A 14,058-nucleotide genomic window follows, 5' to 3' on the forward strand; every position below is an offset into this window, starting at 1 on the left:
GCCTGCCGCTCGGGGAGGCAGGCTCTTTCATTTATACACTTATAGGTTGCATTTTTCTTACCAGAACACTGTCGACCGCGACCATGACGATGAGCGACAGCCCCACCAGCGGAAAGACGAGCCCGCCGATGGCGAGCAGTGCGACGACCCCCCGCAGCGTCGCCTTCTCCGCAGGCAGCGGCGGCACGCCGAGCGACCCTTGCGGGCGCCGCTTCCACCACATCACCAGCGCGGAGACGCAGAGCAGGACGATAGCCAGGCAGGCAGCCAGCAGCACGAGCTGGTTCACCAGCCCGAATTCCTGGCCCATATGGACATTGATGCCCCATTCCAGCGCCTTGCCGAGCGGGCCGTAATCAGCATAGCTCATGTCGATCAGGGGCTTGCCGCTATACTGGTCGAGATGGATGACGCGCTGGAGCGCCATGTCCTTCGGGTAGACCGAGCCGGTATAGACGCCGCCCGGACCGCCCGGGAGATTGACGGCATAGCCGCGGGTCAGGCCCAGGCGGTCGAAGGTCGCGACGGCGGCGTCGAGGCCGATCGGTTCGCCCCCTGCAACCTGCGATACCGGTAGTTTGGCCTGCTCCAGCGACCATGTGGTCGGTGCGATATGGCCGAGATGCTCGTCCGACATCGGCAGGGCAACGCGGACACCGGCCGGATAGCCGAAATTATGGCCGTTGGCCCATTGGTTGACCTTGTTGCCCCACAGCACCGACCAGGGCATGCCGGTGATCGCCAGGAACAGGATGAAGCCGCCGGCGACGAGCCCGGTCACGGCATGGAGATCGCGCCAGAACACGCGCTGGCGCGGCTTGCCCCTGACCGTGACCACGCCACCGCTTTGCTTGCGCGGCCACCACAGATAGAGGCCGGTCAGCACCAGCAGGATCGCCCAGCCGCCGGCGATCTCGATCGCGCCGTTCGCGACCGGCCCGAAATAGGCGAGGCTGTGGATCTGCCGGATCACCCACATCACCGTGCCCTTGTCCGGAATCTGGCCAAGCACGCTGGCATCATAGGGGTCGACATAGACGACCATCCGCGCCCCCGCCGTATCGCGGATGGTGACTTCGGCGGAGGCGGTCGCGCTTTCCGGCGGGGTATATTTCACGGCTTGGCCGGGGAAGGCCTTCACCGCTTGCGCCACGATTTCGCTGGGCGGCCGCTCGCCCGTCATGCGGGCCTCGACCTGTTTGACGTCGCGATGGATCAGGCCGTCGATCTCGGCCTTGAACAGATAGAGCCCGCCGGTCACGGCCAGCAGGATGAGGAAGGGCAGGGTGATCAGGCCGGCATAGAAATGCCAGCGCCAGACGGCGCGATAGACGGATGCGGCTGGTCGGCCCGCGCGTTCGGGCGCGGCCGTCGCCGTTGAGACGATTGTCATGGATAAATCCTGGTCTGAGCTGAAGGGGGAGGGCTTCAGACCGGGAGAGGGGGAGCGCGTGCGCCGAGCGGATAGCCCGGCGCAGGCGGCGCCGAGACTTGCTCGGATGGCAGATGGCGGGCGAATGCGACGGCGGGCCGGCGCGCCACGAAGGCAGCGGCCGGAGATGGCGGCGGCAAGGCGATTGCCGCCGACAGGCACAGCGTCGCGCAGCAATCCGGCAGCTTCGCTCCGCCGCTATCCGGAGCGGGGTCGAACGGGGCCGTCTGGCCGGGCGCGCAGAGCGGATGCAGGAGGCCGGGCGAAGGCTGCGCCGACAAGCCGGCCGCAAGCGCGACCAGCGTCGTCTGCAGCACGAGGACATAGACGGCGACGAGCGCGACCGCGCTCCTCCGCCAGCTTATCCGTCCCGCCGTTCTCGTCATGGGACGAGGCTTAGCCAATCCGCTCGACCAGCGGAAGCGGGCTTCGTGACGCGCCCTTGCTTATGCCGGCAAACAAGCTGGGCCGAGCGGCTCGAAGCTCTTGTAGGTCAGGATGAATTCCTGATGGCCCAGTTCTTCCGATTTGGTCCGGCCACCCTGGCCGAGCGAGACGACGAGATCGCGGATTTCCGTGCCGACCTCGTCGAGCCCGGCGCGGCCTTCGAGGATGCGCCCGGCATCGACGTCCATGTCTTCGGACATCCGGCGATAGGTCTCGGGATTGGCGCAGATTTTTACCACCGGCGAGATCGCCGAGCCGACGACCGAGCCGCGCCCGGTCACGAACAGCACGCAATGCGCGCCGCAGGCGATCAGTTCGGCGATCTCGGCATTGTCATTGATATTGGGGAAGCCGAAGCGGACCTCGCCATCCGGCACGACATCGAGCAGATAGAGCCCGCCATGCGGCGGCACGTCGCCGGGCTTGATCAGGCCGGAGATCGGCGAAGCGCCCGACTTGGCATAGGCGCCCATCGATTTCTCCTCGATGGTCGAGAGCCCGCCCTCGGCATTGCCGGCGGCGAAGGAGCCGTATCCCAGCGTCGCGTAGTAGCGCGCCGCCTTGGCCACGGATTTCTCCAGCTCGGCGCCGAGTTCGGGCGTGATCGCGCGTGCCGCCATGATGTGCTCGCAGCCGATCAGCTCGCCGGTCTCCTCGAAGATACAGGCGGCGCCTTCCGCGATGAGCTGGTCGAAGGCGCGTCCTGCCGCGGGGTTCCCGGTGATGCCGGAGGTGCCGTCCGAGCCGCCGCAGACCGTGCCGACCACGAGCTCGGAGACCGCCATCGGGACCGTCTCCTGCGCGTCGAGCAGGCTGCGTTGTTCCTCGACCCAGGCCCGGCCCTCGCGGATCGAGGCGCGGGTGCCGCCGGTGCCCTGGATGATGATGGTCTTCACCGGCCGCCCGCTGGCGCGCACGGCCCGCTCCAGCGCGTATTTGTTGAAGCTCTCGCAGCCGAGCGAGACGAGCAGCACGGCGCCGACATTCGGATGGGTGCAGAGCTGCTCCATCATCCGCTCGGCATAGGGGTTGGGGTAACAGCCGGGAAAGCCGATGGCGTGGACGCCTTCCTCGCGCCAGGGCAGGGCGATCTCGCGGGCGACATGGTGGGCGCATTCGACGAGATAGGCGACCGCGACGGTGTTGCGGATGCCCTTGCGCCCGTCGGACCGGAGATAGCCGCGCATCGTGCTCATGCCGAGGCTCCCGCCTTGCGTTCGTCTTCGAGGTGATAGGTCGGCGTGTAGTCGCTGCGCATGTTGTGGACGTGGACATGGGCGGCCGGCGCGATCGCCTCGGTCGCGACGCCGATCGGCGCACCGTATTTCAGGATCTTCTCGCCGGCCGCGATGGCGCGCCGCGCGACCTTGTGGGCGAGCGCGATGTCGCGGTCGAGCGCGGCCGGGCCGGCGCCGGTCTCGACGCTCTCGCCGGCTTTCAGCCGAACCCGCGCGACGAGGACATTGTCGCGCGGGTCGAGCAGGATGAGGCGCGGATCGTGGGTCATGGTGAGCCGCCCTTCGAAGGAGGGATCGCGTCAGAACTTGCCGTATTGCAGATAGGCCTTCTGCGGATCGGTGCCAGCGAGGATCGCGGTGCGGACCTTGTTCTCGGCCGAGATCGCCGTCTCCGACTTGTCCAGCACCTCCTCGATGATCTCGACGGGAATGCGGACGACGCCGTCGCGGTCGGCGAGGATGTAGTCGCCCGGCCGAATCCAGACCTCGCCGATCTTGATCGGCTCGTCCACGGCCTTGGGCAGCCATGCGCCGACGATGTCGCGTGGCGTATAGGCCTTGAAATAGGCCTGGAAGCCCATCTCGACCATGAACTCGGTATCGCGCGAGAGCCCGTCGATGACGCAGCCGCGCACGCCCTTGTTCTTCAGCGTCTCGGCCGAGAGCTCGCCCATCAGCGCGATCTCGTTGGTGTTCGGCTGGCAGACCCAGACATGGCCGGGCTTGGCGGCGGAGAGCAGGCCGGTCCAGCCCAGCAGCGTCTCATGCGCGTCGAATTCGCCGGTCTTGCCCTCGACGGTGAAGGCGGGGCCAGCGAGCTTCTGGCCGGGCAGGAGCGGGCGCAGTTCCGGCGGCAGGACGAAGTCCTTCAGGCCCATCGCCCGCATCGTGTCGTGGATGATGCCGGTATAGCAGCGCTCCAGCCTGTCGGTCAGTTCCTGGCTCATCATTCCTCCGGTTCGGCCCCTGTCGCGCGGATCTGCTGCCGGGCCGCTAGCGATAGAGTGTCGGGAGGAGCGAGGCGCGGCAAGCGCGTTTTCCGCGCGTCGCGAATGCGTTTCAATCGGTTGAATCGTTGTGGTCGACGCGCTCCCAGCCCTGCGGCATCAGGCGCTCCTGCGGCAGGAAGCGCGATTTGTAGGCCATCTTGGGCGAGCCCTCGACCCAGTAGCCGAGATAGACGTAAGGCAGGCCGAGCCGGCGCGCCCGGGCGATATGGTCGAGCACCATGAAGGTGCCGAGCGAGCGCAGCTCCAGACCGGGGTCATAGACCGAATAAACCATCGAGAGCCCGTCGCTGAGCGTATCGGTCAGGGCCATCGCGAAGAGATCGCCTTCGCCGCGTCCGGTGAAGCCGGAATCGGGGCCGCGGCGGCGATATTCGATCAGGCTGGTCTCGACATGGCTGTCCTCGACCATCATCGCAAAATCGAGCGCCGACATCGTCGCCATGCCGCCATCGGGATGGCGCTCGTCGAGATAGGAGCGGAACAGGGAATAGTGCTCGGAGCGCGGCCGCGGCGGCAGGGCCTCGCCGATCAGGTCGCTGTTGCGGGCAAGCACGCGGCGGAAACTACGCGACAGGCGGAAATCGTCGACGCAGACCCTGACCGAGACGCAAGCTCGGCAGATTTCGCAGGCCGGCCGGTAGGCAATGCTCTGCGAGCGCCGGAAGCCGCCTTGCGAGAGCACGTCGTTGAGCTCGCGCGCCTGCGAGCCGACGAGGTGCGTGAACACCTTCCGCTCCTCGCGCCCCGGCAGATAGGGGCACGCGGTCGGCGAGGTCAGGTAGAATTGCGGGGCATCCCGCAATGGGCGCGTCACGTCGGCTGGCTCCCCGGAAGCTTCCACCTTCAATGTAGCATCGGCCGCACCGGCAACAAGCGCGGCGCGGCCGATCGGGAAGCGGTTCTCGGCTTTTTGATCTGGCTCAACCGGTCAGGCGCGCACGACGACCAGTCCGGTCAGCAGGTCGTGGCCCATGCGCCGGTCCGCGCGGGCGAAGCCGCAGGCGACGTCGACGAGCCAGAGCAGGAAGGTGCCGGCCGCAACATAGAACAGCAGCGCATGCACGGCAGCGGCGAGCCCGTCGGGGCGTCCGCCGGAAGCGGTCTCGACCCGCAAGCCCGCGATGCGCATGCCCCAGGTCGATTGCTTGCGCCCGCCGATCGTCAGCGCGGCATAGCCGAGCGCGGTCGCGACCGTGGCGATCGGAATCAGCAGCCAGGTCGCGCCGAAGGTGACGATGCCGAGCGCGAACAGCAGGAAGAAGACCAGCCAGCCCAGAAAGAACAACGCGACGATGTCGACGAGCCAGGCGAACAGTCGCGAGCCAAGAACGCCGCTGACGTTCTGGTAGGGACGCGGCTCCAGCGCCGTGATCGGCGGCTGGCCATAACGGGTATCGCTCATCGGGATTTCGATCCTCCATCGGCGCGCGGGAAATTGGCGCCCGGGAGATAATGTTTGATCAGCGGGCCGGTTCCGCAAGACCGCGCGGCAGAATCCGCCGTGGTGCGAAGCCGTTTTTGGCGAGCGCATCCTCGATCGCGCGCGAATGCGCTGCCCCGCGCGTCTCCACCGTGACGTCGAGTGAGACGCCCTTGGCGGGCACGTCGAGGAAGAGGCGGCCATGGCTGACCTCGAGGATATTGGCGCCTTCCTCGCCGAGCAGGCTCGCGATCCGGCCGAGCAGGCCCGGCCGGTCGCTGGTGGTCAGGCGGAAGGCGACGATGCGGTCCTCGCGCTCCAGCTCGCGCACCATGATCGCTGCGAGCAGGCGCGTGTCGATATTGCCGCCGGTGAGCACGAGTCCGACCTTGCGGCCGGCATAGCGCTCCGGTTCCTTGAGCATCGCGGCAAGGCCCGCTGCGCCCGCCCCCTCGGCCAGGCTGTGCTGAAGGCTCGCATAGGCGTTGACGGCGCGCTCGATCAGGTCCTCGCCGACGAGGACGATGTCGCCGACGAGGCTCGATATCACCGGCAGGGCGAGCTGGCCGACGGTCTTGACTGCGATGCCTTCGGCCAGCGTCGGCCCGCCGATCGGCTTGTCCTGCGCCTGTACGGCGTTGAAGAAGGACGGGTAGAGCGCGGCTTCGACGCCGATCAGTTCGATGCCCGGCTTGATCGCCTTGGCCGCGATCGCGTTGCCGGCCATCAGCCCGCCGCCGCCGAGCGGGATGACCAGCACGTCGAGATCGGGCTCGTCGGCCAGCATCTCGCGCGCGATCGTCCCTTGCCCCGCCATCACCGCCGCGTCGTCATAAGGGTGGACGAAGGTGAGCTGCTCGCTGCCTGCGAGCTCGTGAGCCTTGTCGGCGCATTCGTAGAGGGTCTCGCCATGCAGCACGACGCGGGCACCATGGGCGCGGGTGTTCTCGACTTTCACCAGCGGCGTCGTCTCCGGCATCACGATCGTCGCAGGCGTGCCGAAGCGCCTGGCGTGGTAGGCGACGGCCTGGGCATGGTTGCCGGCCGACATCGCGATGACGCCGCGCGCCCGCTCGGCCTCGCTCAGCGAGAGCAGCTTGTTGACCGCGCCGCGCTCCTTGAAGGAGGCGGTCGCCTGCATGTTCTCGTGCTTCACCAGTACGGTCGCGCCGGTCAGCTCCGACAGGCGCGGCGCCGGCACCAGCGGCGTGCGCAGCACATGCCCCGCGATCCGGCCGGCGGCTGCGTCGATATCCTCAGGGGTGATCGCGAAGCTCTCGCTCATGCTCGGGTCTCGTTTCCAGTCGGCGGCCTTGAAAGGACTGGGCCTCACACCCGTCGCGGCGTCAATTCGCCATCGCCGAAAAAGCCGCCGGGGCGCCAGATCAGCACGATGGCGAGCAGGCAATAGACGGCAAGGTCGCGCTGCTCGATCGGCAGCGTCGCCGACCAGACCGCCTCGAAGGCGGCGATGCAGAGGCCGCCGAGCGCCGCCCCGCTGACCGAGCCGATGCCACCGAGGATTGCCGCGACGAGCGCCTTCAGCCCGAGCGAGAAGCCGCCCGCGAAGCCCATGCCGCCATAGATCGCGGTGACGATGACACCGGCGATGCCGCAGGCCGCGCAGGCGATGATGACGGCGACGTCATGGACGGCGCGGGCATCGACGCCGAACAGCGCGGCGGTCTTCGCATCGTCCGATACCGCCCGCCAGGCCCGGCCATAGGCCGTACGCCGGATCAGCAGGACGACGCCGAGCGTCGCACCGAGGCCGATGGCGGCGAGTGCCAGCGCGAGCGGATTCAGCGTGACCACGAAATCGCCGGCATGCGCCAGCGCGATCGGCGTGTTGAACACCGGCGGCAGCCAGCGCAGTTCAGGCCCCTGCGCCAGCCGGAGATATTCCGACATCGCGATGGCGAGCCCGATCGTGGCGATCAGCATCTGCTGACCGGTGGCGCGTTCGAGATGGCGCAGCACGAAGCGGCCCATGGCGAAGCCATGCAGGGCGCAGACGGCGATCGCCACGGTGAAGGCGACGGCGAGGCCGGAGAGCGGCGTCGAGATCGCAAGCGAGAGCAATAGCGCGACCCCGACGACGGAGGCGAGCGCGCCTAGCGCCGCGAATTCGCCGAAGCTCAGGATGATCCGCCCGGTCAGGCCGTAGACAAGCGCATAGGCCGCCGCGAGCATGCCGTAGATCGCGGCCGAGGGCAGGGCGCTCAGGCCCTGCTGCAGGCCGTAGGCGAGGCCGGCCGGGATCGCCGGCAGCGTCTCGGCAGCGGGTTCGGCCGGGTCCGGCGGCGGCGAGGCCCGATCCTCCAGATAGAAGCGTCGCAGCAGGTAGAAGCTCGCATCGGCCATCGGCCGCCCATCGGAAGCGATGCCGACAAGCGCACCGCGGCTCGGCCCGCTGCCCTCGCCGGCGAACAGGCAGTCGATGCTCCGGTGGCGCGAAAGGCCGTCGCCGAGCTGGACCCGGTAGAACAGCCGCAGCGCCCGCGGCACCGGACCGTTGGTGGTCCGTTCGATCTCGATACGGGCGTTCGGCGGATTGAGCGGCGGGATCGCCTGCCGGCAGAGTCGCATCTGGTCGGTGTCGAAATCGCTGCCGCAGCCCGCGAGGGCGAGCGTGACGACGGCCAGAATCGACAGGAGGAGCGGGCGCATGCTGGCACCACGGTAGCGCTTGCGGGGCGGGGGTGTCATCCCGTGCGCGGTGCAGCGCGAAGCGGTGCTCCGCAGACACGGGACCGTCGGCAGAAAGAGGCGCCTTTTCCTGGGGACGGTCCCGCATCTGCGCAGCGGCATTGCACGCCGCAGCGCGTGCGGGAAGACGCGCTAGCTCGAAGCGTGCGAGCCGAGATAGCGGCTCAGGATCTGAACCTCGTCCGTCAGTTCCTGCGCCTTGTCATCCCGGCCGAGGCGCCGATAATCCGCTTCCGCGTCGTTCCGGGCCCGAATTTCGGCTTCGACCAACTGGCGAATATCATCCTGGCTCAGTCCTCGGCGCGGCACCTCAACAGCGCTGTCGCCGAAGGCATGGAAGACATAGGTGTCGTGCTTGTCCCCGACGGGAACGGCCTGCGCATTGTCGATCGCGGAGATCAAGCCGCGCAGGGTTGTTACCTCGGCGGCGTTCCGCTCCCGCATAGCCGTCCGCAAGTCGGCCTTCAGCACGGTCAGGAAGCTCTGGCTTTCATCCGTCGTCATGTCGAAACCGTAGATGTTCCTGGGCCGCGCTGTCATCCCGTGACAAGAAGGCGCCTTTCCTGCAGGCGATCCCGCATCTGCGCAGCAGCACTGTCGTGCCGCAGCGCGTGCGGGATGACACCCTCTGAGGCGATGCTCTGTCTGCTGCTGCGCTTTTTGCTTACGCGCCGGCCTTCAGCTTCTTCGCCACGCGCGGCGCGAAATAGGTGAGCACACCGTCGGCCCCGGCGCGCTTGAAGGCGAGCAGGCTCTCCAGCATCGCCTTGTCGCCGTCGAGCCAGCCATTGTTCGCGGCGGCCATGATCATCGCGTACTCGCCGGAGACCTGGTAGGCGAAGGTCGGCACGCGGAAATGGTCCTTCACCCGCGCCACCACGTCGAGATAGGGCAGGCCGGGCTTGATCATGACCATGTCGGCGCCCTCTTCGAGATCGAGCATCACTTCCGCGATCGCCTCGTCGGAATTGGCCGGATCCATCTGGTAGGTGCGCTTGTCGCCGACGAGCGTGGCATTGGTGCCGATCGCGTCGCGGAACGGGCCGTAGAAGGCCGAAGCATATTTCGCCGCATAGGCCATGATCTGCACGTCCTCATGGCCATCGCCGTCGAGCGCGGCCCGGATCGCACCGATGCGCCCGTCCATCATGTCGGAGGGGGCAATCACGTCGGCCCCCGCATCGGCGAGCGCGAGCGCCTGTCCGACGAGGATCTGGACGCTGGCGTCGTTGAGGACGCGCTCGCCCTCCATGACGCCGTCATGGCCATGCGAGGTGTAAGGGTCGAGCGCGGCGTCGCAGATGATGCCGATCCCGGGCACCTCGCGCTTGATCGCGCGCACGGCGCGGCACATCAGGTTGCCGGTATTGAGCGCCTCCGAGCCGGTGGGGTCGCGCAGGGCCTTGTCCACGAAGGGGAAGGGCGCGATGGCGGGGATGCCAAGGGCGGCCGCCTCGGCTGCCTGGCGCACGGCCTCGTCGATATTGAGCCGGTCGACGCCGGGCATCCATTCGACCGGCGAGCGGGCCTCGCGCGAATCCATCAGGAAGATCGGCCAGATCAGGTCGTCGGTCGTCAGCGCCGATTCCCGCACCAGCCGGCGCGACCAATCCGCCTTGCGGTTGCGCCGCATGCGGCGCGTCAGGCCGAGCGAAGGCGCCTCGTCCTGGCGGGACAGGGGGGTGGGGAAAGGCCGCACGACCCGGGATTCCATGGCAATTGCCTCAAGCGATAATCGGTACAGGCGCGGCTTTCGTCATGCGGGCGAAACCGACCGACGCTTTCCATAACACATCGGAACGATTCCAAAACAGGGCGCATGGTCGCAAGTTTGCCGGCGTCACCTCAGTCATGGCCGCCTGCCGCCCGCCGATCCGTCGCGTTGACAAGCCTTGCCCCGCCTTCCAGAACCGCAGCCCATCGAAGCGGGATCGGACCATGATTCAGGATCGCGAGATCATCTGCGAGATTCGCGGTGCCGCCGGCGTCGTGGTGCTCAACCGGCCGAAGGCGCTGAACGCGCTGAGCCTCGGTATGGTCCGCGAACTCGCCCGTGCGCTCGACGCCTGGGAGCACGATCCGCAGGTCGCGCGTGTCGTCGTCATCAGCACCAGCGAGAAGGCCTTCTCGGCCGGAGGCGATATCCGCTGGCTGCATGATTGCGGCAAGGCCGGGCGGCATGACGAGATGCTCGCCTTCTGGGGCGAGGAATACATCCTCAACCACCGCATCAAGACCTATCCCAAGCCCTATGTCGCGCTGATCGACGGCATCGTCATGGGCGGCGGCGTCGGCATCTCCTTGCATGGCAGCCACCGCATCGCCGGCGACCGCTATCTCTTCGCCATGCCGGAGGTCGGCATCGGCTTCTTCCCGGATGTCGGCGCGACCTATGCCCTGCCGCGTCTCGACGGCGGCTTCGGCAATTTCCTGGCCCTGACCGGCGAGCGCGTCGGCGCGGCCGATGCGATTTCGTCCGGGCTGGCGACCCATGGCGTGCCCAGCGAGCGGATGGCGGAACTCGCGGATGCGCTGACCCGGCCGGGCGCGATCGACGATATTCTCGCCGGCTTCACCTTGCAGCGCGGGCCCGGCCCCCTGCACGGCGAGCGGGCGATGATGGCCGAGGCCTTCACGGCGGCGACCTTGCCGGAGGTGATCCAGCGCCTGCGCCAGGCTGCCGAAAGCGGAAGTGGCTTTGCCGGCAAGCTGCTCCAGACCATCGCGGTCAAATCGCCGACAAGCGTCGCCATCGCCTTCGAGCAGATGCGCCGCGGCGGCGGCCTCGATTTCGCGGAAGCGATGCGCACCGAATACCGCATCGTCTCGCGCATCGCGCGCGGCCATGATTTCTATGAGGGCGTGCGCGCCGTGGTGATCGACAAGGATCAGGCACCACGCTGGCAGCCATCGACGCTCGATGCGGTCGATCCGGCCGCTATCGCTGCCTATTTTGCGCCGCTCGGCACCGGTGAACTGAAGCTGGAGGGCTGAGCTTGGGTTTGGGTGGGAACGGCGAGGCCCTGCGCGGCACCGGGACGGGCGAGGCCGAAGGCAGGCAGGCGAACCGGTGGCGGCTTGTCCTCGTCTGGTTCCTGCGCCTGCTCTCGGCCTTCTGGCTCGCCAAGGGACTGACGGCCTGGGCCGTGATCTTCGGCCTGCCCGGAAACCCGCAACCGCCCTTCGAGAACCGCCTGCTGAGCTATCAGGCGATCATCGTCTATTTCGCGGTGATCGACCTCGTTGCCGCCGTCGGCCTCTGGCTGACCTCGACCTGGGGTGGCGTGCTCTGGCTGCTGGCCGCGATCAGCCAGATGCTGCTCGGCTTCCTCTTCCCGCGCTTCGTGCCGATGACGGCCTGGCTCGTCGGCCTCTATATCGGGCTGATCGCCGTCTATTTCCTGGCGACCTGGGCGGCCGAGAACGAGGCGGAATAGCGGGTGCCGCGACAGCCCGGCCACCACGCGCGGCCGGTCGATTGCGCCGAGTCATGGTAAGAATCACTTTAGCTTAAGCGTTTCTGGCTTCACTTACGATTCACCCAAAGGGGTAAATCCCTGATTCATCCTGATATTTAAACTCGTTTTCATCCGGTCCAGCTTATGGTGTGTTTCAGAAGCGGACCGGGAGGCAAATCCTGGCCGACACACAACAGGCGGGATATACCATGAAAGCGAGCGTCAAGACTTCTGAGGTTGCCAAGACTGGTGATGCAGATCTCAACGTGAAGCCTCTTTATCTTGAGTCCCTCACGCTGGTGGAGCGTCTGCATCGCCGCCTGCTCGACGTCATCAAGGATGAGTTCGAGCGCCGCGGCCGTGACGACGTCAACAGCGTGCAGGCGCTGCTGCTCTACAATATCGGCGATGCCGAGCTCTCGGCCAGCGAGCTGCGGACCCGCGGCTACTATCTCGGCTCGAACGTCTCCTACAACGTCAAGAAGCTGGTCGAGCTCGGCTATCTCCACCACGCCCGGTCGCGCATCGACCGCCGCTCGGTCCGCATCAGCCTGACCGAGAAGGGCGCGAGCGTGCACGATATCGTGAAGGGCGTGTACGACAAGCATGTCCGCACGGTCGAACAGATCGGCGGCATCGCGGCCGACGATTTCGAGCGGATGAACAACGCCTTGCTGCGCCTGGAGCGCTTCTGGACCGACCAGATCCGCTACAAGCTCTGAGATAAAGCGGTTTTCCTGCGACCGCATCATATCCGCCTGCCTGAGCGCGGCTGGGACGACGTCCCGGTCGCGCCGGCCTGTTTTCGGTCGGTGCTGAGCCTCGACTGTGGTTTTGCTGCCATGCATGCGGCAAAACGTGGCCATGCCCTAAAATCGCCTCTGTCATCACGCCTCGTTAACTGTGCTAGGACACCGTCGATCGCCGAGAGGTCGCCGTCGCACCATTGCGTCGCCAGCGTCGCCCCATCAGGCGGCGTTTTCTTGTGGCCTGCGTTGCAAGCGTGAAGCCTTGAAGAGGGAAGAGATGTCGCAATTGAGCCTGACCCGCCGCGAAACGGTGCTGGCCCTGCTTTCGAGCGCCGCCACGGTCGCCGCTGCACCGGCGCTCGCCCAGCAGGCCGAGTGGCGCCAGAGCTACGATGCCGGCGCGCGCAATGCCGTGGCGCGATCCTCGACGCCGATGCTGTCGGCCGAGGCCCTGCAGGCGACCGAGCAGGCGATCGTGGCCTATCGTGACCTCGCCGCGCGCGGCGGCTGGCCGCAGGTCCAGTTGCCCGATCGCATGGGCGTGGGCGCCAAGGGGCAGGGTGTCGTGACCCTGCGTCGCCGCCTGATCATCACCGGCGATCTCGATGCCGCGGCCGGCGACAGCAACATCTATGATTCCTATGTCGAGGCGGGCGTGCGCCGCTTCCAGTCTCGCGTCGGCCTGTCGACGACGGGCGCGATCAATCGTGCGACCGTCGCTGCCCTCAACGTGCCGATCGACCGCCGTATCCGCCAGCTCGAGACCAATGTCGTCCGGCTGCGTAGCTGGTCCGGCAATCTCGGCGGCCGCTATGTCGTCGCCAATATTCCGGCTGCTATGGTCGAGACCGTCGAGAACGGCCATGTCGCGACGCGCCATGCAGCCGGCGTCGGCAAGATCGACCGCCAGTCGCCCTTGCTCCAGACCCGGATCCCCGAAGTCAATTTCAATCCGACCTGGACGGTTCCCGCCTCGATCATCCGCAAGGATCTGATCCCGAAGATGCGCAAGGAGCCGGGCTATCTCACCGAGAACAAGATCCGCATCATCTCGTCCAGCGGCAGCGAGATTTCGCCGGCCAGCGTGAACTGGAATTCCGACGAGGCGACGCGCTACACCTTCCGGCAGGACCCGGGCGGCGAGTTCAACTCGCTCGGCTTCGTGCGCATCAACATTCCGAGCCCGCACGGTGTCTACATGCACGACACGCCGTCGAAGGGCATCTTCGGCGACGACTATCGCTTCGTCTCCTCGGGCTGCATGCGTGTCCAGAACGTGCGCGACTACGTCGCCTGGCTCCTGAAGAACACGCCTGGCTGGGATCGCGCCAAGATCGACGAGACGATCCAGTCCGGCCAGCGCGTCAACGCCCGCATCGCCGATCCGGTCGCGTGCTACTGGGTCTATATCACTGCCTGGGCCACGCCCGATGGCGGCGTGCAGTTCCGCGACGACATCTACAACAAGGACGGCCTCGGGCCGGCGCCGGTCGCGGCGCTGCAGGGCGATCAGGACATCTGACGCTCCGGTTTCGGCTGTGCTTTTCGAACCCGCCGGTGATCCGGCGGGTTTTTCTTTGAGAGCGGCTTCGCGG

Annotated in this window: 15 protein-coding genes; 4 read left to right on the forward strand and 11 right to left on the reverse strand. The window is 67.0% G+C overall.

The features are described from left to right. Nucleotides 1–31: 31 nt before the first annotated feature. From FHT98_RS21335 to hemB, 11 genes are all read right to left on the reverse strand, one after another. A complete protein-coding gene (locus FHT98_RS21335; protein WP_142115229.1) occupies nucleotides 32–1,393 on the reverse strand; it encodes a PepSY-associated TM helix domain-containing protein in 1,362 nt (453 codons plus the stop codon). 35 nt (nucleotides 1,394–1,428) lie between these two features. Continuing rightward, entirely contained in the window at nucleotides 1,429–1,818 is a 390-nt protein-coding gene (locus tag FHT98_RS21340; RefSeq protein ID WP_142115230.1) for a hypothetical protein, read from the reverse strand. Nucleotides 1,819–1,878: 60 nt separating this feature from the next. Then, nucleotides 1,879–3,075, reverse strand: coding sequence for a UxaA family hydrolase (locus FHT98_RS21345; protein ID WP_248309270.1), 1,197 nt, complete (start codon nucleotides 3,073–3,075; stop codon nucleotides 1,879–1,881). Further along, nucleotides 3,072–3,386 carry a UxaA family hydrolase gene (locus FHT98_RS21350; RefSeq protein WP_142115231.1) on the reverse strand — a complete coding sequence of 105 codons (315 nt, stop codon included), beginning with the start codon at nucleotides 3,384–3,386 and terminating at the stop codon, nucleotides 3,072–3,074. The genes FHT98_RS21345 and FHT98_RS21350 overlap by 4 nt, the downstream gene beginning before the upstream one ends. Before the next feature lie 30 nt (nucleotides 3,387–3,416). Further along, on the reverse strand, nucleotides 3,417–4,064 hold the full coding sequence (locus FHT98_RS21355) for an RraA family protein (RefSeq protein ID WP_061965481.1): 648 nt from the start codon (nucleotides 4,062–4,064) through the stop codon (nucleotides 3,417–3,419). Between the two features lie 112 nt (nucleotides 4,065–4,176). Beyond that, nucleotides 4,177–4,941 (reverse strand): arginyltransferase, encoded by a 765-nt coding sequence (locus tag FHT98_RS21360; protein WP_091855553.1) that lies wholly within the window; start codon nucleotides 4,939–4,941, stop codon nucleotides 4,177–4,179. A 114-nt stretch (nucleotides 4,942–5,055) separates the two neighbouring features. Further along, a complete protein-coding gene (locus FHT98_RS21365; protein WP_185745235.1) occupies nucleotides 5,056–5,529 on the reverse strand; it encodes an RDD family protein in 474 nt (157 codons plus the stop codon). A gap of 58 nt (nucleotides 5,530–5,587) precedes the next feature. Next, nucleotides 5,588–6,832, reverse strand: a complete 1,245-nt coding sequence (locus tag FHT98_RS21370; RefSeq protein ID WP_061964063.1) for a threonine ammonia-lyase — start codon at nucleotides 6,830–6,832, stop codon at nucleotides 5,588–5,590. Between the two features lie 44 nt (nucleotides 6,833–6,876). Further along, the gene (locus FHT98_RS21375; RefSeq protein WP_185745236.1) at nucleotides 6,877–8,217 is read right to left on the reverse strand and encodes a branched-chain amino acid ABC transporter permease; all 1,341 of its coding nucleotides are present in this window, start codon (nucleotides 8,215–8,217) and stop codon (nucleotides 6,877–6,879) included. Between the two features lie 171 nt (nucleotides 8,218–8,388). Continuing rightward, nucleotides 8,389–8,727 carry a GatB/YqeY domain-containing protein gene (locus FHT98_RS21380; protein WP_185745237.1) on the reverse strand — a complete coding sequence of 113 codons (339 nt, stop codon included), beginning with the start codon at nucleotides 8,725–8,727 and terminating at the stop codon, nucleotides 8,389–8,391. A 193-nt stretch (nucleotides 8,728–8,920) separates the two neighbouring features. After that, the gene (gene hemB / locus FHT98_RS21385) at nucleotides 8,921–9,970 is read right to left on the reverse strand and encodes a porphobilinogen synthase (RefSeq protein WP_142115235.1); all 1,050 of its coding nucleotides are present in this window, start codon (nucleotides 9,968–9,970) and stop codon (nucleotides 8,921–8,923) included. A 224-nt stretch (nucleotides 9,971–10,194) separates the two neighbouring features. Here hemB and FHT98_RS21390 point away from each other — a divergent pair, with 224 nt between their 5' ends. The 4 genes from FHT98_RS21390 (at nucleotide 10,195) to FHT98_RS21405 (ending at nucleotide 13,985) form a co-directional block, all read left to right on the forward strand. Continuing rightward, entirely contained in the window at nucleotides 10,195–11,250 is a 1,056-nt protein-coding gene (locus FHT98_RS21390) for an enoyl-CoA hydratase/isomerase family protein (protein WP_142115236.1), read from the forward strand. A 2-nt stretch (nucleotides 11,251–11,252) separates the two neighbouring features. Further along, on the forward strand, nucleotides 11,253–11,693 hold the full coding sequence (locus tag FHT98_RS21395) for a DUF6163 family protein (RefSeq protein ID WP_061964055.1): 441 nt from the start codon (nucleotides 11,253–11,255) through the stop codon (nucleotides 11,691–11,693). A gap of 230 nt (nucleotides 11,694–11,923) precedes the next feature. Further along, nucleotides 11,924–12,436 (forward strand): transcriptional regulator LdtR, encoded by a 513-nt coding sequence (gene ldtR, locus FHT98_RS21400; RefSeq protein ID WP_061964053.1) that lies wholly within the window; start codon nucleotides 11,924–11,926, stop codon nucleotides 12,434–12,436. Between the two features lie 304 nt (nucleotides 12,437–12,740). After that, the gene (locus FHT98_RS21405; RefSeq protein WP_142115237.1) at nucleotides 12,741–13,985 is read left to right on the forward strand and encodes a L,D-transpeptidase family protein; all 1,245 of its coding nucleotides are present in this window, start codon (nucleotides 12,741–12,743) and stop codon (nucleotides 13,983–13,985) included. The last annotated feature ends 73 nt before the right edge of the window (nucleotides 13,986–14,058 follow it).

Origin of the sequence: Allobosea sp. AK1, from assembly GCF_006714945.1 — a bacterium.
Taxonomy (GTDB): domain Bacteria; phylum Pseudomonadota; class Alphaproteobacteria; order Rhizobiales; family Beijerinckiaceae; genus Allobosea; species Allobosea robiniae.